Annotated in this window: 15 protein-coding genes; all 15 read right to left on the minus strand. The window is 52.1% G+C overall.

Going from position 1 to position 17,230, the window contains the following annotated elements:
• Positions 1-6: 6 nt before the first annotated feature.
• The gene (lpxC, locus tag EXY25_RS13050) at positions 7-918 is read right to left on the minus strand and encodes a UDP-3-O-acyl-N-acetylglucosamine deacetylase (RefSeq protein ID WP_114338177.1); all 912 of its coding nucleotides are present in this window, start codon (positions 916-918) and stop codon (positions 7-9) included.
• A gap of 103 nt (positions 919-1,021) precedes the next feature.
• A complete protein-coding gene (gene ftsZ / locus EXY25_RS13055; RefSeq protein ID WP_114338176.1) occupies positions 1,022-2,188 on the minus strand; it encodes a cell division protein FtsZ in 1,167 nt (388 codons plus the stop codon).
• Between the two features lie 40 nt (positions 2,189-2,228).
• A complete protein-coding gene (ftsA, locus tag EXY25_RS13060; RefSeq protein ID WP_114338175.1) occupies positions 2,229-3,464 on the minus strand; it encodes a cell division protein FtsA in 1,236 nt (411 codons plus the stop codon).
• 17 nt (positions 3,465-3,481) lie between these two features.
• Complete coding sequence (locus tag EXY25_RS13065) at positions 3,482-4,249, minus strand: cell division protein FtsQ/DivIB (protein WP_130567113.1); 768 nt, start codon at positions 4,247-4,249, stop codon at positions 3,482-3,484.
• A complete protein-coding gene (locus EXY25_RS13070) occupies positions 4,250-5,173 on the minus strand; it encodes a D-alanine--D-alanine ligase (protein ID WP_114338173.1) in 924 nt (307 codons plus the stop codon). It abuts the gene before it with no gap.
• On the minus strand, positions 5,163-6,644 hold the full coding sequence (gene murC / locus EXY25_RS13075) for a UDP-N-acetylmuramate--L-alanine ligase (RefSeq protein ID WP_130567114.1): 1,482 nt from the start codon (positions 6,642-6,644) through the stop codon (positions 5,163-5,165). The genes EXY25_RS13070 and murC overlap by 11 nt, the downstream gene beginning before the upstream one ends.
• Before the next feature lie 3 nt (positions 6,645-6,647).
• Positions 6,648-7,724: an undecaprenyldiphospho-muramoylpentapeptide beta-N-acetylglucosaminyltransferase gene (gene murG / locus EXY25_RS13080; protein ID WP_130567115.1), complete on the minus strand. Its 1,077-nt coding sequence runs from the start codon at positions 7,722-7,724 to the stop codon at positions 6,648-6,650.
• Positions 7,724-8,935 (minus strand): cell division protein FtsW, encoded by a 1,212-nt coding sequence (gene ftsW / locus EXY25_RS13085; protein WP_246019560.1) that lies wholly within the window; start codon positions 8,933-8,935, stop codon positions 7,724-7,726. The genes murG and ftsW overlap by 1 nt, the downstream gene beginning before the upstream one ends.
• A gap of 17 nt (positions 8,936-8,952) precedes the next feature.
• The gene (murD, locus tag EXY25_RS13090) at positions 8,953-10,290 is read right to left on the minus strand and encodes a UDP-N-acetylmuramoyl-L-alanine--D-glutamate ligase (RefSeq protein ID WP_130567117.1); all 1,338 of its coding nucleotides are present in this window, start codon (positions 10,288-10,290) and stop codon (positions 8,953-8,955) included.
• Positions 10,290-11,372 carry a phospho-N-acetylmuramoyl-pentapeptide-transferase gene (gene mraY / locus EXY25_RS13095; RefSeq protein WP_114338168.1) on the minus strand — a complete coding sequence of 361 codons (1,083 nt, stop codon included), beginning with the start codon at positions 11,370-11,372 and terminating at the stop codon, positions 10,290-10,292. The genes murD and mraY overlap by 1 nt, the downstream gene beginning before the upstream one ends.
• Positions 11,366-12,757: a UDP-N-acetylmuramoyl-tripeptide--D-alanyl-D-alanine ligase gene (locus tag EXY25_RS13100; protein ID WP_130567118.1), complete on the minus strand. Its 1,392-nt coding sequence runs from the start codon at positions 12,755-12,757 to the stop codon at positions 11,366-11,368. The genes mraY and EXY25_RS13100 overlap by 7 nt, the downstream gene beginning before the upstream one ends.
• Positions 12,754-14,247, minus strand: coding sequence for a UDP-N-acetylmuramoyl-L-alanyl-D-glutamate--2,6-diaminopimelate ligase (murE, locus tag EXY25_RS13105; RefSeq protein WP_165419361.1), 1,494 nt, complete (start codon positions 14,245-14,247; stop codon positions 12,754-12,756). The genes EXY25_RS13100 and murE overlap by 4 nt, the downstream gene beginning before the upstream one ends.
• On the minus strand, positions 14,231-15,979 hold the full coding sequence (locus tag EXY25_RS13110) for a penicillin-binding transpeptidase domain-containing protein (protein ID WP_130567120.1): 1,749 nt from the start codon (positions 15,977-15,979) through the stop codon (positions 14,231-14,233). Before EXY25_RS13110 ends, murE begins: the two co-directional genes overlap by 17 nt.
• On the minus strand, positions 15,976-16,290 hold the full coding sequence (ftsL, locus tag EXY25_RS13115) for a cell division protein FtsL (RefSeq protein ID WP_114338164.1): 315 nt from the start codon (positions 16,288-16,290) through the stop codon (positions 15,976-15,978). Before ftsL ends, EXY25_RS13110 begins: the two co-directional genes overlap by 4 nt.
• The gene (gene rsmH / locus EXY25_RS13120) at positions 16,287-17,225 is read right to left on the minus strand and encodes a 16S rRNA (cytosine(1402)-N(4))-methyltransferase RsmH (RefSeq protein WP_130567121.1); all 939 of its coding nucleotides are present in this window, start codon (positions 17,223-17,225) and stop codon (positions 16,287-16,289) included. Before rsmH ends, ftsL begins: the two co-directional genes overlap by 4 nt.
• Between the last annotated feature and the right edge of the window lie 5 nt (positions 17,226-17,230).

Raw genomic sequence — 17,230 nt, forward strand, 5'->3', positions numbered from 1 at the left:
GATTTGTCAGGCTAAACTTGGCATCATATATGATACAGGCGCTTCTTCTGTGTCTTCGAAAGTCACAAACTCCCACGCCTCCTGCTGCTTCAACAACGCTTGTATCAACATGTTGTTAAGCGCATGGCCTGATTTATATGCTGTCACTTCACCAATGATGGAATAGCCGCCAAGGAAGAGATCGCCGATCGCATCAAGGATCTTATGTTTCACGAACTCATCGTCATAGCGCAGACCGTCTTCATTCAGGATCCGATATTCGTCAAGCACGATAGCATTTTCAAAGCTACCACCCAGAGCAAGATTATTGGCTCGTAGGTACTCAATATCCTTCATGAATCCGAAGGTACGAGCCCGACTGATCTCTTTGGCAAATGAGCATGCGCTTAAGTCCATAGACAAACGCTGCTTCTCACCGTCAATCGCCGGGTGTTCGAAGTCGATGGCAAAATTCACGCGGAAGCCATTATGGGGTGAGAACTCGGCCCACTTATCGCCATCTTCCACACGTACCGTCTGCTTAATACGGATAAACTTCTTCGCTGCACCTTGCTCTTCGATACCCGCTGTTTGCAGCAGATATACGAAAGGGCTGGCACTGCCGTCCATGATCGGAATTTCCGGCGCATCCACTTCGACAATCACGTTATCAATGCCGAGACCTGCCAACGCTGAACATAAATGCTCTACGGTAGAAAGTTTAACGCCATCATCCGTGATCAAGCAGGTACACAGCATGGTGTCTCGCACCAAGGCTGGGTCTGCTGGAATGTCTACTACTGGGTCAAGGTCAACACGACGAAATATCACGCCGGTGTTCACAGGCGCAGGGCGCAAAGTCAGTGAGACTTTGTTACCTGAGTGCAAACCAACACCAGTAGAACTGACACTCTGTTTTAGAGTTCGCTGTCTGATCATACAGTTACCCGCTATAGCTATCCTTCAAAGTATAGAACAGCCGCTTAAAATGGCCGCATATTTTATCGATATGCTGACTAAATTTCAAGCTTTTACTCTAATCCTAGTCTGCCTGCTTGCGTAAGAAGGCTGGAATATCTAAGTAATCCAACTCTCCCTGACCGCCTGTGGCTGGGCCATTTACAACCTTTTTCTCTGGCATCACCTGATCTGAGACCATGTTTGCAGACAGAGGTTCAATGGTCGGTGCAGGCTTGCTGACAGGTTCCACTGCTGGTGTCGGACGGCTCACTAAAGTGATATCCGGCTTACGCTCCGCACCGATACCGGTAGCAACAACGGTCACACGCAGCTCTTCACTCATCTCTGGGTCAATAACAGCACCAACAACCACTGTGGCGTTTTCAGAGGCAAAGCCTTTAACCGCATTACCGACAGTTTCAAACTCTTCGATACTGATATCTAGGCCAGCAGTGATATTTACCAGAATACCGCGTGCCCCCGCCAAATCAACATCTTCGAGCAGCGGGCTAGAGATTGCCGCTTCAGCAGCTTCTTCTGCACGATCTTCACCGGACGCAATACCGGTACCCATCATAGCGGTACCCATTTCTGACATCACGGTTTTGACATCGGCAAAATCGACGTTAATCAAGCCTGGGCGGGTGATCAACTCGGCGATCCCTTGTACGGCACCATTCAATACATCGTTGGCAGCTTTAAAAGCATCCAACAGACTGGTACGCGGCCCAAGTACCTTCATTAACTTGTCATTAGGGATAGTGATCAACGAGTCAACATGGTCACGCAACGCTTCAATACCAGCATCGGCATATTCCATGCGCTTCTTGCCTTCAAATGGAAACGGCTTAGTCACCACGGCGACGGTAAGGATCCCCATCTCACGCGCGACTTCAGCCACTACTGGTGCAGCGCCAGTACCGGTACCACCACCCATGCCCGCGGCAACAAAGATCATGTCAGCGCCTTCAAGGGCTTTCTTGATATTTTCACGATCTTCCAGTGCTGACTGACGACCAACTTCAGGATTGGCACCTGCACCCAAACCTTTAGTGATCGCGCCACCAAGCTGAATTTTGTGCTCAGCCGCATTGCTGCGCAACGCTTGCGCGTCTGTATTGGCAGCGTAAAAATCTACGCCTTCAATGGTGTTTTCAACCATATGCTGGATAGCATTACCGCCACCGCCCCCAACACCTACGACCTTAATAACAGCGTCATTACTATGACTTTCCATGAACTCAAACATGATGCGATCTCCGATTTATTTTGTTCTCACCCAGAACGTTTTAAAACTCACCCTTAAACCAACTATGCACTCGCGACCACAGGCCTGAAACACCTTCGCTTGCGCGCTTTTCCCGGCGTTGTCCCAGCAAATCATCTTTGCCGTAATGCAACAAGCCAACAGCAGTGGCATATACCGGGTCATCTACATAATCTGTTAATCCCTTAATTTCGAGCGGTGTTCCTAGCCGCACGGGCATCTGAAACACATCCTCAGCAAACTCGACAGTTCCCTCCATCTTCGCTGTACCTCCGGTCAATACGACCCCCGCAGCAATCTGGTCTTCCATACCACTGCGCTTCAACTCTTCCTTTACCAAATCAAACAACTCGTGGTAACGGGGCTCTACAACTTCAGCCAATGTGTGACGGCTCATAGTACGAGACGGTCGCCCCCCCACACTGGGTACTTCAATACTGTCTTCCAAACTCACTAACTGGCGCAGCGCACAGGCATACTGCACTTTGATCTCTTCGGCATGGGACAGTGGCGTTCTAAAGATCTTAGCGATATCGCTGGTGACCTGATTCCCAGCCACAGGGATCACCGCGGTATGGCGGAGCGCGCCGGCGGTAAACACCGAGATATCCATGGTACCGCCACCAATATCTACCAGGCAGACTCCCAGCTCTTTCTCGTCATCGGTCAACACCGAATAGCTGGATGCCAACGCCGCGAAAATCAGTTTATCGACCTTCAAGCCACATCGTTCAACACACTTCACAATGTTTTTTGCCATATCGTTGGCACAAGTGATGATATGAACCGTGGCTTCCAAACGCATGCCCGACATACCTATTGGGCTCTTTATCCCTTCCTGCCAGTCGATAGCAAATTCCTGTGGCAACACGTGTAAAATGCGTCGTTCATCGGAAATAGGCACAGACTTAGCGGTATGGATCACCGCATCGACATCCTCTTGTGTCACCTCTTCCTGATTAATTGACACCATGCCATTTTCATTCTGACATTCGATATGGCGGCCACTGATACTCAGAAACACAGAAGCGATCTGGCATCCGGCCATCAGCTCAGCTTCATCTAACGCTCGCTGCACAGCGCGGGCGACAGAATCAAGATCATTCACACCGCCCTTATCCATGCCCCGAGATTGATGACTACCCAGCCCGATGACACTTATTTCACCATCGGCCATTACTTCACCTACCACGGCGGTCACTTTCGACGTGCCGATATCTAGGCCAACAATCAATCTCGCATCGGTGGTTTTACTCATTCCCACACACTCGCCATCTATTCCGTATCATTTTCGGTAAGCCAACCTACCGCCATGCCTGTGTCGTAACGCGCATCGACATAAGCGATTTTGTTTTTCGCCTCTGCAGGCAATGCCTGATAGAGATCTATAAATCTTTGTAAACGAGCAATCTCATCTTCTCGCCCTAAACGCAATTCCAGGTTAGGTGCTAAAAGCAGTTTCCATGCCTGTCGTGTACTCATGGTTAACTCAAGCAACTCGAGCTGGTGGTAAGCCAGCAACGAATCGAAGCGCTTAAAATAATCCAACACCCGTTGCTCGGTACCATCCGGCCCCTGCAACAAAGGCAAAGGCTCCGCCAAAGCCGGCTCTGGCACAGTAAATAGCTCACCCCGTTGATTCAGCAAGCGACCTTCATCCCATTGCGCCAACGGTTGCTGCTCGGTAATAAACAACGTCAAACCATCGGGCCAAGACTTTCTCACCTGCACAGCATCCACCCACGGCAACTCCACAACGCGACGCTGAACATGGGCGACATCTTGCATCATCAACGAATCCAGCCCTGCACCCGATTCGAGCGCACCGCGGATCTCCTGATCGGTGGTAAAACGCCGCTCACCAATAATTTTAAGCTGCGCGATCGGTAGCACTTCACGATCTGCCACCGCCTCACTCAATTGATAGATGCCATAGCCCAACGCCAACAGAGTGAGAATAAAAAACACCAAGCCGCCCCAGTGCTTACTGGTCGCCTCATGTTCTGGTGTCATCTCTGGCTCTGTCGTCATAGCTATCGCCATTTAGTCCGCCGTTTGCAATATTCGCAACGTCAATTCGGGAAAGCCAATACCTGCAGCCTTTGCTGCCATCGGCACCAAGCTCTTTTCCGTCATGCCCGGTACGGTATTTACTTCCAGTAGAAACACTTCACCGGCGTCATCAATCATCAGATCAACTCGACCCCAGCCTGATGCCGCCACCGCATCAAATGCCCGAACCGCAATCTCCCCAAGTTCAGCTTCAAACTGCTCATCCAAACCGCAAGGGCAATGGTACTGAGTCGTATCACTCTGATACTTCGCCTGATAATCATAAAAGGTGTTGGGCGTCTCCATCCGGATCATTGGCAACGCTCTACCCTCCAGGATCGCCACGGTATACTCTTTGCCAACAACATACTGCTCCAACAGAACCTCGTTGTCGTACGCAAAAGCCGCAGCGACTGCATCTGTCAGTGCATCTGCTGTATCAACCTTGGCCATGCCGATGCTGGATCCCTCGTTGGCAGGCTTAACCATGACACACCCACCCAACTCAGTAAGATAGGCCGCAAGCAGCTCAGGGCTGCACTGATCTTTTATCGCAACGCGGTAGCCCGCCGTCGGTAGCCCCAAGCTCTGCCATACCTGCTTGGTTCTCACTTTATCCATCGCCAATGCGGAACCCAATACACCACTGCCGGTATAGGGCAGCTGCAACAGCTCGAGCAACCCCTGCATGGTGCCATCTTCACCACCGCGCCCATGCAAAGCGATAAACACCTGGTCGAAACCATGCTTATGTAAGCTGCTAACTGGCTGATGTTTTGGATCAACACCGTGGGCATCAATTCCCGCAGCATGCAGGCCTTTTAGCACGGCCTCACCTGACTTGAGCGACACCTCACGCTCTGCCGAAGTTCCGCCATAAAGCACGGCCACTTTTCCAAACTGCTTAGAGGCCATCACCGCCCTCCCCGGTTGCCTTCATTGCGGCAATATCCAACTTTAATTCTGCTAAACGCTTGGCGACGGCACCAACGTTTCCTGCACCCTGAGTCAACACCAGATCACCGTCCTGCAGCAGCTCACCAAGTTGTGCAGGAAGCTGTTCCGGCGTCGCCACAAACACCGGATCGATATTGCCGCGCTGGCGAATTGAGCGACAGAGTGCACGTCCATCAGCTCCAGGGATCGGCTTCTCTCCTGCCGGATAAACATCTAACAACAGCAACAGGTCGACTTGCGACAGCACATCAGCAAAGTCTTCGTAAAGGTCTCTCGTCCGGGTATAGCGATGAGGCTGAAATGCCAATACCAAGCGCCGTTCAGGCCAACCAGCACGAGCCGCCTTGATCGTCATCTGTACTTCTGATGGATGGTGACCATAGTCATCAACGAGCATCGCTTTGCCATTGCCTGTATCGAACTCACCATAGTGCTCGAAACGGCGGCCAATTCCTTCGAACGCGCCAAGTGCACGAACAATGGCGTCGTCAGCGACACCATCTTCGGTCGCCACAGCAATAGCCGCCAACGCATTCAGCACATTGTGTTGCCCTGGCAAATTCAGAGTCACTTGTAAGCTGCTATGCCCTTTCCTGTTAACCGTGAATTCAGAGCAATGGCCCCGTTGTACAAAATCAACGGCTCGCACATCTGCGTCGTCACTAAACCCATATGTTGTGATATGACGACTAACCCGAGGCAGTAATTCGCGTACCACCTCATCATCAATACAAAGTACGGCTAGTCCGTAAAATGGCAAATTATGTAAGAACTCAACAAAAGTACTTTTTAATTGTTCGAAATCGCCGCCATAGGTATCCATATGATCAGCTTCAATATTGGTGATCACCGCCACCATAGGTTGCAGATGGAGAAATGACGCATCACTCTCATCTGCTTCCGCGATCAGATAACGGCTACTGCCCAGCCTGGCATTGGTTCCAGCACTGTTAAGCAGGCCTCCGATGACAAAGGTCGGGTCAAGCCCCCCTTCGGCAAACAACGTCGCGGTCAAACTGGTAGTGGTCGTCTTGCCGTGGGTACCGGCTATCGCCACGCCGTGACGATAACGCATCAATTCCGCGAGCATTTCGGCGCGCCTTACCACGGGGATCCGCGCAGCATTAGCTGCCAATACTTCTGGGTTATCCGCCGCAATCGCCGTAGAGACAACCACCACACTGGCACCGTCGATCTGTGCAGCGTTATGGCCAATAAACACCTCAGCACCCAAACCAATTAGTCGTTGAGCTGATTGGTTAAGGCCGATATCCGACCCCGTGACTTTATAGCCCTCATTCACCAATACCTCGGCAATCCCAGCCATGCCGGCACCGCCAATCCCAACAAAATGGATGCGACTAACGCGACGCATCTCCGGCACCCATTGCCTAATCTGGCTAATCTGTTGTTCGTTTAATACTGCCATCGCCTAATGTCTCCTAGCCCGTTCGCTGATGATATTTGCCACATCAGCGGTCGCGTTTGGCGTGGCAGCACTTTTTGCTGATTCACCCATTTCAACCAACACTTCCGGTTTATCCAACAACGCAGTTAACTGCTCGTTTAAACTCACTGCATCAAATTCTTTTTGCGGCATCAAAATGGCCGCCTTCGCCGCCACCAAATACTGTGCGTTTTTAGTCTGATGGTCATCAACCGCATGGGGCAAAGGCACAAAGATACTGGCAACACCGGCCATGGCTATTTCTGACACCGTCAGCGCTCCGGCGCGGCAGATCACAAGATCAGCCCAACCATACGTCGCAACCATATCGTCAATAAATTCGCTTACCTCTACTTGGGCCTGCGCTGCCGCACGGTAGCGTTCTAACACTTCAGCATGCTGGCCCTTACCTGTCTGATGCTTGATCACCAGTGGACGGTCCAAATTAACCACAGCAGCTGGCACTACTTCATTCAGCACTCGCGCTCCCAAACTGCCACCTACGACCACTATCTGCACTGGACGCTTTGTGATATCCGCTTTACGCTCTCGTGGTGAGGCTAACTCTGCAAACGCAGCTCTCACCGGGTTGCCTACCACCTGCTCAATCCCAGGAAATGCACCGTTGAAAGCAACGAGCAGATCGCTGGCGAAACGGGCGAGCAAACGATTGGTCATTCCGGCGGCGGCATTCTGCTCATGCACCACCAACTTCTTACCAGTGAGCCACGCGGCGATGCCACCCGGGCCGCTGGCGTATCCGCCCATCCCCAAAACCACGTCAGGTTGGCGTTGCTTTATTACCCGGCGCGCTTGGTAAATCGCTTTACCGATCTTAAATGGCGCCGCCAGCAACCGAACGAGGCCATTGCCTCTCACGCCCTGAACATCGATATAATCGATGGCATATCCATACTTCGGCACTAATTGCTCTTCCAGACGGCCACGGGTACCCAACCAGCTTATTTGCCAGCCCCTCGCTGCGAGGTAGTCAGCCACAGCCAATGCTGGAAATACGTGACCGCCAGTGCCACCAGCCATAATTAGGAGTCGGCTAGCCATCAGCTTTCCTCCGCTGGGACAGCATCTGCTTTTTTTGCCGGCTTGGCTTTGTTCGGCACGCGCTTGGTTTGGCGCAGTTCCATCCTGACTTCATGCTCAATCCGCACCAAAATCCCGACAGTCACGGCTAAGGTCAGCAAACTACTGCCGCCGTAACTGATCAGTGGCAAAGTCAGTCCTTTGGTCGGGAAAAGCCCCGAGCTCGCGCCAATATTGACCGCACCTTGAAACGCCATCCAAATCGCAATGCCGTAGGCAAAATAGCCCTCAAAGGTACGATCTAAATGCAATGCCTGACGACCAATCAGCAACGCCTTCACCACTAACGCCAACAACAGGCCAAGTACCAGTGCTACGCCAACAAAGCCGAGCTCTTCTGCCAATACAGCAATAACGAAGTCGGTATGGGCTTCCGGCAAATATTCAAGTTTTTGGATACTGTTACCCAGGCCTTCACCAAACCAACTGCCGCGCCCAAATGCCATCAAAGATTGGGTGAGCTGATAACCACTACCAAACGGATCTGCCCACGGATCCATAAATGAAGTAATACGGCGCAATCGATACTCTGACGTCACAGCCAGTACGCCGATGGCCAATATGCCCATCAGCGCTAAGGAGAAGAATTGCCACAATTTAGCGCCCGCCAAAAACAGCATGCCGACCGTGGTCATAAACATCACCACCACGGTGCCAAGATCCGGTTCAAACAACAGCAATACCGCAATAACAAAGAACACTGCCAGAGGTTTAATAAAGCCTTTAAGGTTCTCCCGCACCTCATCACGGCGGCGTACCAAATACCCCGCCAAGTAGCAGAAGAAAAACAGTTTGGCTGGCTCTGCGGCTTGAATAGTGATCGGCCCCAATGCAAGCCAACGGGAGCTCCCGTTCACCTTACGCCCCACGATCAAAACCGCCACCAGCAGCACGATAGCCACCAGCAGCAACATCATGTTGGCCTGCTGCCAGCGTTCCATCGGGATACGAATGATGGCAAACAGCGCAGCCACACTCAGCACCACATACACCAGATGACGCAACAGGAAATGAAATGGCTGACCATACATCCTTTCTGAAATGGGCATAGATGCCGATGCCACCATCACTAAGCCTAATGACATCAAACTGAAAATCAGTACCAACAATGTCCGATCATAGGGCGCATCATCATTGCGGTCGCTTTCAAGCCAGCTCAAAGGTAAGCGCATTTGGGCAAGCCACTGACTCATACGGTGGCCTCCTGTACCAACTGGGCAAAACGCTGCCCACGATGCTCAAAACTTTGGAACTGATCGAAGCTGGCACAAGCGGGAGACAATAAAACAACATCACCCGGCTGTGCTATGTGACACGCTTTGGCGACGGCTTGCTCCAACACGGCCACCTCGTGACTACCAGGCTTCAACGCTGCGATCTTTTCACCATCACGGCCAAAGGTGATCAGGCAATCCACCTGCGCCAGTGCCGCTTGCAGCGGGGCGAAGTCTGCACCTTTTCCATCACCACCAGCCAATAGAATTAATTGACCATCAATGCTATCAACTAAACCGGAGATCGCCGCTTCCGTTGCTCCCACATTCGTCGCTTTCGAATCGTTGACGTAAATAACACCATTGCGTTCACACACAAACTCGCAACGATGGGCAAGGCCTTTAAACGAGCGCACAGCTTCTTTCATCGCCGACAACGGGATCCCGGCGAGGGTTGCCAACGCCATTGCCGCGGCCACGTTGGCGAGATTATGGGCTCCCAGCAATTTAAGCTCTGAAACGGCTATCAATGGCTTATCACCACGCATCAGCCATCGCGCCCCTTGATGCTCAGCAATACCAATGGATTCACTATCTCGTGGCGCGTCCAAACCATAGCTGAAGCGGCAACCATGGGTGAGGAACCGGCTACACCAGGTCTGACTATCGGCACGGTTAAATACGATATTTTCGGCATGGGCATAGACACGTTGTTTCGCCAGGCTGTAGCTGGCCAAATCATCATATCTGTCCATATGATCTTCTGAAACATTGAGCACGGTGGCGGCAATACAGTTCAAACTGGACGTGGTTTCCAACTGGAAACTCGACAGTTCAAGCACATACAGCTCTATTTCAGGCGAAATTTGATCCAACGCTGGGATACCAATATTTCCTGCGATGGCAACTTTCAAGCGTGCTGCATGGGCCATCTCACCGAGCAATGTGGTCACGGTAGACTTGCCATTGGAGCCGGTAATGGCGACGACAGGTGCGGTCACTTCTCTGGCAAACAGCTCAATATCACCCACCACATCGATACCAGCCGACATGGCTTTACTTAATGCCGGCAGTTTCAGTGACAACCCTGGGCTGACAACGATCAGCTCGGCACTCAGCAACATATCTTCATTAAGACCGCCAAAGCAGGTGGGTAAGCCTTGCAGATCGGGGGCATTAACGTAAGCGGCAGGCATTTCACGCGTGTCCATTAACAGCGGACAGGCACCGCGCGCGCGCAAAAAGCGGGCACAAGAGACCCCACTCTGCCCGAGCCCTACGATGACTATCTGTTGTCCGCCGTAATCAATCATTAACGTACCTTCAATGTTGCCAAACCAACCAGAACGAGGATCAACGAGATGATCCAAAAACGCACAATAACGCGAGGCTCTGGCCAGCCTTTTAATTCATAGTGGTGATGTATCGGAGCCATGCGGAAAATACGTTGCCCCCGCAGCTTAAATGAGCCCACCTGCAGGATCACCGACACCGTTTCCATCACGAACACCCCGCCCATGATGATCAACACCAACTCTTGACGCACCATCACAGCAACAGCGCCTAAAGCGGCACCCAAGGTTAACGAGCCAACATCACCCATAAACACCTGTGCTGGATAGGTATTGAACCAAAGAAAACCGATACCGGCCCCAGCAATGGCCGCACAGACCACCACCAGTTCACTGGTATAAGGGATATATGGGATCTGCAGATAAGCGGAGAAGTTAACGTTACCTGTGAGGTACGCAATAAAGGCCAGTGCAGACGCCACCATGATCGTGGGTACAATCGCCAAGCCATCTAACCCATCAGTCAAGTTCACTGCATTACTGGTACCGACAATCGCAAAGTAAGCGACCACCAGATAGAACAGCCCCAGCTGCGGCAGCACATCCTTAAAGAAGGGTACGACCAATACCGTTTCAGCATCTAACTGCGCGTTATAATAGAGAAATCCCGCAATGGTCAGTGCCGCGACCGACTGCCAGAAGTACTTCCAACGGGCGATCAAACCCTTGGGGTCTTTGCGAACCACTTTACGATAATCATCAATCAAGCCGATCAGGCCAAATGACACAATCACAAACAGCATCACCCAGACATAGTGATTGGACAGATCGGCCCATAACAAAACACTGGTCAGTACTGAGCCTAAGATCATCAACCCGCCCATGGTCGGCGTACCCGATTTTGACAGGTGGCTCTGCGGACCATCATCGCGCACGGTCTGACCGATCTGCAGTAACTGCAGTTTTCTGATCACCCAGGGTCCCATCATCAGTGACATTACCAGTGCCGTCAGTACACCTAAAATCGACCGCATCGTTAGATACGAGAAGACATTAAAGCCCGTGTAGTATTGGGTCAGGTACTCCGCCAGCCAAACTAGCATCCTGCAACTCCTATCATCTCTTTTTCTTGTTCCAGTCGTTGCAGAAGATCCGCAACCACTTTATCCATATTTGAGCTGCGAGATCCTTTCACCAGCACAGTCGTCGGACGACCTTGATTGAGCAGCTCCCTCAGCGCATCAACCAAACGCGCTTTATCGTTAAAATGGTGGCCGTTACTGTGACGACCAGCAGCACAACCACTAAGTTCGCCCACAGCGTAAAGCGCACTAATCCCCTGTTGCTGAGCAAATACACCAACGCCTTCGTGTAACTCTTTCGCTTGCGCCCCCAGCTCTTTCATATCGCCGAGCACCAATACCTTTTCACCGGGGTAGCGTGCGAGCAACTTGATCGCCGCTTTGACCGACGCTTCATTGGCGTTATAAGTGTCATCTATCAGGCGGATATCATCGCTGGGGTGATACACATTGAGCCGACCTTTTACCGAGGTCATATGGCCCAAGCCATTGGCGATCGTCTGCGCATCGATACCTAGGCCATAGCAAGCGGCAGCGGCAGCCATAGCGTTACTAACATTGTGCTCACCAGGTACCGTCAAATGCACCTGTGCCTGCTGCGCTGGCAGATTCAATATAAAGCTGGCACGCCCCTCGTTATCAAAATCGATATCGGTGGCAAAAACAGTGGCATCAGGCTTGTCGATGGAGAATCCTAGAACAGGGTGTTCGCCACAGCGCCCCTGCCAATAGGCCAGATCCGGTGAATCGAAATTCAACACTGCATTACCGCCCTGCTCAATACCATTCAGTATTTCGCCCTTTGCTCTAACCACACCATGCAAACTACCAAAGCCTTCCAGATGAGAGGCTCCGGCATTGGTTATCACGGCGACATCTGGCGCCGTTAACCCAACGGTATAGGCGATTTCACCGATATGATTGGCACCGAGTTCGATCACTGCGAACTGATCATCTTCAGTCAGGCGTAACAGGGTTAGCGGCACACCAATATCGTTATTAAAGTTGCCCTGGGTCGCCAACACTTGGCCTTGCTCTGCCAAGATCGCCGCGGTCATCTCTTTAACCGTTGTTTTACCTGTACTACCGGTAATAGCGACTACCTGCGGATTAACCGAACGGCGCACCAAAGCACCCAAATCACCCAAAGCGATGCGGGTATCTGTCACCACAATTTGTGGTACAGGCAGGTCTAATTCGTGATCCACAACCAAGGCCACAGCACCATCACTCACCGCCTGCCCGGCAAATTCATGGGCATCAAAACGCAACCCTTTCAAAGCAACAAACAGATCGCCTTTGCCAATGGCGCGGGTATCGGTACTCACGTTATCAATGGTGAGCTCATCACCGACTAAACGCCCATTTAGCGCATTGGCAATCTGGCTCAATTTCAGGGAGATCATAACGCCTCCTCCATTAAGCGGCGGGCAACCAAACCATCATCATGATGTAAGGTTTGCTTACCAACCAATTGGTAATCTTCATGGCCTTTACCGGCAATCAATATCAGATCAGCCATCGCCGCTTGACTAAAGGCTTGTACGATTGCCTGGCTGCGGTCTTCCACGACAGAGATCTGCTCAGGGAAAGCAAATCCAGCCAGTATATCTTGGGTAATTTGGTGCTGCGGTTCGCTACGGGGATTGTCCGCAGTAACCACCACATGATCAGCCAACTGCTCGGCCACTTTCGCCATCAATGGACGTTTGCCAACGTCACGATCTCCACCACAGCCAAATACGCACCATAGTTGCCCATGGCAATGATGACGACAGGCGGCCAAGGCTTTTTCCAACGCATCTGGCGTGTGTGCATAATCAACCACCAGGCCAGGATGCCCCGGTTTGTGTATCAGTTCCATGCGGCCAGCGGCAGGTTGTAGCTTTGCCGCCATAGCCACCAGCTGCTGGAAGTCATAACCTTCAACGCACAAAGCCGCGAGAGCGCAAAGAAAATTACGAAGATTAAAATCACCGATCAATGGCAGATATAAACTCGCCTCGCCCCAGTGGCTCGATAACTCACAGCGCATACCATCAGAAAAGTGAGACAACTCTTGATAAGCGATGAACTGGGCACAACCCAGTTCGGACAACGCGGCGGCATCCCCCACCACACAACAGTCCAGCGTCTCCCGCAATTCAGCAAAGAGAACGCGCCCTTCGCTATCTTCCACGTTGATCACCGCCCGTTTTACACTCGGCAGTGAAAATAGGCGCTTCTTAGCGGCAAAATAACTCGCCATATCTTCATGGTAATCAAGGTGATCACGAGATAGATTGGTAAAAATTGCCGTACTGAACGGTACAGCATCTGCGCGCCCTTGCATTAAGCCATGGGAAGAAACTTCCATTGCCACCAATGACATCTGTTCGTTTCGCATCGCCGCTAGCATCTGTTGCACAGAGACGCAGTCGGGAGTGGTATTTGCCGTTTGCTGCAACTGATCTACCGCGCCCCATCCCAGCGTACCGACCACCCCACCCTGTTCATCACACAGTTGTGCCAACTGTGCACACATGGAACAAACTGACGATTTACCATTGGTACCTGTAACACCAATCACTTTCATCTGCTGACCTGGCTCACCGTAAAACTGGGCAGCGACCTGTGGCAACCGACGTGCTAAATCAGGCACGCGGATCTCTGGCACCGCCCCCGCACCTTTTGCCTGGTGCCAAACCAGTGCTTCTTCGTCGCCCGCGGCCAGAATAGCGGCAGCTCCAGCCGCCACAGCACTCGCAATATATTCACGGCCATCAACCAGATGCCCAGGGATAGCAGCAAACAGATCACCAGGACGAATTTGTCGACTGTCCAGATGCATCTGTGCCAGCGATATCGCTGGCAACGTAATAGAGTAATTTGGGAGCAGTTCAGCGAGCTGAGCCATCAGGCTTTCCTCCACTGAGCACCGCAATACGGCTATCCTCCACCGCATCAGGGCTAATATTGAGCGCCCTCAATGCGCCCGCCATCACTTTACCAAACACCGGCGCGGCAACATCACCACCATAATATCTATCTCCGGCGGGCTCATTGACGACCACCACGATCGCTAATCGCGGGTTATCCAAAGGTGCCACTCCGGCAAATGACGCAACATAGTCATCGCCATACCCCCCGGCCACCGCTTTTCTTGAGGTACCCGTCTTACCCGATACGCGATAACCGGCAACTTGTGCGGCAATACCTGTACCACCCTCTTCGGTCACGGCATTCATCATAGTGAGAACACTGCGGGCAACCTGCTGATCCAGCACACGTTTGGCGGGCAATGGCTCATCGGTTTTGATAATCGAAAGTGGACGCAATAAACCGCCGCTTCCTAATACCGCGTAGGCTTGGGCTAGCTGCAACGTGGTCACCGTCAATCCATAGCCAAAACTCAGGGTTGCCACTTCAAATTCCGACCAGCGACGGCGCTCATGGATCACACCACTGCTTTCACCCGGCAGCCCCAAGCCGGTATCACTACCGAAACCTAAGCTGTAAAAAGTGCCAAGCAGCTGTTCTACAGGCACAGAAAGTGCCAGTTTGCTAACGCCAACATTGCTAGACTTTTGCAGGATCCCTGCCAAATCCAGCTCACCATAATCACGGGAGTCTCGTACCTGACGACCTCCAATACGCATCCAACCAGGCGACGTATCAACCACAGTATCTGACTGCACTGAACCAGCATCCAAGGCACTGATAACGGCCAGCGGTTTAACTGACGAGCCAGGTTCAAACGTATCTGTCACGGCTCGGTTACGGGTACGGTGATTCTTCAAGCCTTTGCGGTTATTAGGGTTATATGAAGGGGTATTGACCATTGCCAACACTTCACCGGTCCGCACATCCAACACCACCACCGATCCCGATGTTGCGCGATGATACTCCGTGGCTTTCTTCAACTCTTGATAAGCCAGCGCTTGAATCCGCTGATCAATGCTAAGCACGAGATCGTGGGGCGTTTCCGCTTGCTCCAGCACTTCCAGAGATTCGATCACCCGTCCGCCACGGTCCTTACGAACTTTTCGCTTACCGTCGGTACCCGTTAACCACTCATCATAACTGCGCTCAAGCCCTTCAAGGCCCCTGTCATCAATGTCGGTAAAACCAATCAAGTGAGCACTGACTTCGCCTGTAGGATAGAAGCGGCGTGACTCGGATTTCAGGTAAACCCCCGGGATCTTGAGATTCTCGACATAGCCAGACATTGCAGGTGACAGCTGACGCTGCAGATAAACAAAACGTTTACCTTTACTCCCCTGCATCCTCGCCATCACTTTATCGAAATCGAGGTCTAACACATCACACAATGCTTGCCAGCGACGGGTCATCGACAAGCCATCTTTTTCAAACAGAATTTTTGGATCTACCCAGACCGCTTCTACCGGCACGCTCACCGCAAGTTCGATGCCATTCCGATCCGTGATCAAGCTGCGCTGAACAATTTCAGTCTTGGTGCGCAATGAGCGATTATCACCCTCCATACGCAAGCGATCCGGATCCAGTACCTGGATATAGGCAGCACGAGACAAAAGCGCAACGAACAACAAAGACACTGCACCCAAAACGCAATAGAAGCGCCAGGCGAAGTGTTGATGTCCCTTATTGGCTTTTGCCTGTTTACTCATGGCAGTCTCACCACTTTTTCAGACTCAGGGCTTGGCCTGATCATCTGTAATCGGCTGCTTGCAAGGCGCTCAATGCGACTATGCTCGGCCAACGAATTCTCTTCCAGCAACAGATGGCGGTACTCGACCTTCAGCTGATCCTGACGCTCCAGTAGCTGCTCCAAAACGATGTTGCCTTGACGGGCGTGGTGCACGGTTAGGATCACCGCAAACGCACAACACAGATTAATCAGCGCCATGCTGAATAACCCTTTATGCCGCCATAGGTCCTGAAAGACCAATAGGCTGAGGCTGCGCTGGCTATCTGTCATAGCGGCACCTCAAGGCGCTCGGCAATGCGTAGCACTGAACTGCGTGAGCGAGGGTTGGCCTCAACCTCTGCAGCACTGGGCTTGATCGCCTTACCTAATGTTTTCAATTTACAGCGCCCCGCCAGCTGCGCTTCTGTCAGGGGCAATCCCCGAGGGATCGGCTCCCCTTTACTCTGCAAGCGCATAAACTGCTTAACGATGCGATCTTCCAGCGAGTGGAAGCTGATCACCGACAACCTGCCGCAGGGGGCTAACACTTCCATAGCTCCAGCAAGCACTTCGTGGATCTGTTTGAGTTCCTGATTGATCTCAATACGGATAGCCTGAAAGCTGCGGGTTGCAGGGTGTTTATGCTTTTCGCGATTCGGCGTAATACGCTCAATCAAAGAGGCCAGTTGTGATGTCCGTAAAAACGGTTTTTCATCGCGGTCATGGACAATGGCGCGAGCAATTTTGCGAGCAAAGCGCTCTTCGCCATACTCTTTCAACACTCGAGCGATCTCGTCTGCTTCCGCGACAGCCAGCCACTCAGCTGCTGTTTGGCCACTGCTGTTGTCCATCCGCATATCCAGCGGGCCATCTTTGATAAAGCTAAAACCGCGTTCACCGTCATCGAGTTGCGGAGATGACACGCCGAGATCCAGCAGTACACCATCGATTTTACCGCTCAGATCTCGTTCATCCATATAGGCCGCAATTTGGGAGAAAGTGCCGTGAATAATCTCGAAACGGGGGTCATCGAACTGCTCAGCCACAGCGATCGCGGTGGGGTCACGATCGATAGCGAGCAGGCGGCCTTGGGGGCCAAGCTGTGAAAGAATGGCACGGGAATGTCCGCCACGGCCAAATGTGCCGTCAACGTAGATCCCATCAGGTTTAATTGCCAGTCCGTCTACCGCTTCGCGCAGTAATACGGTTTCATGCACCAATGCCATTGCCT

Source organism: Corallincola spongiicola (assembly GCF_004284785.1).
Lineage (GTDB): Bacteria > Pseudomonadota > Gammaproteobacteria > Enterobacterales > Neiellaceae > Corallincola > Corallincola holothuriorum.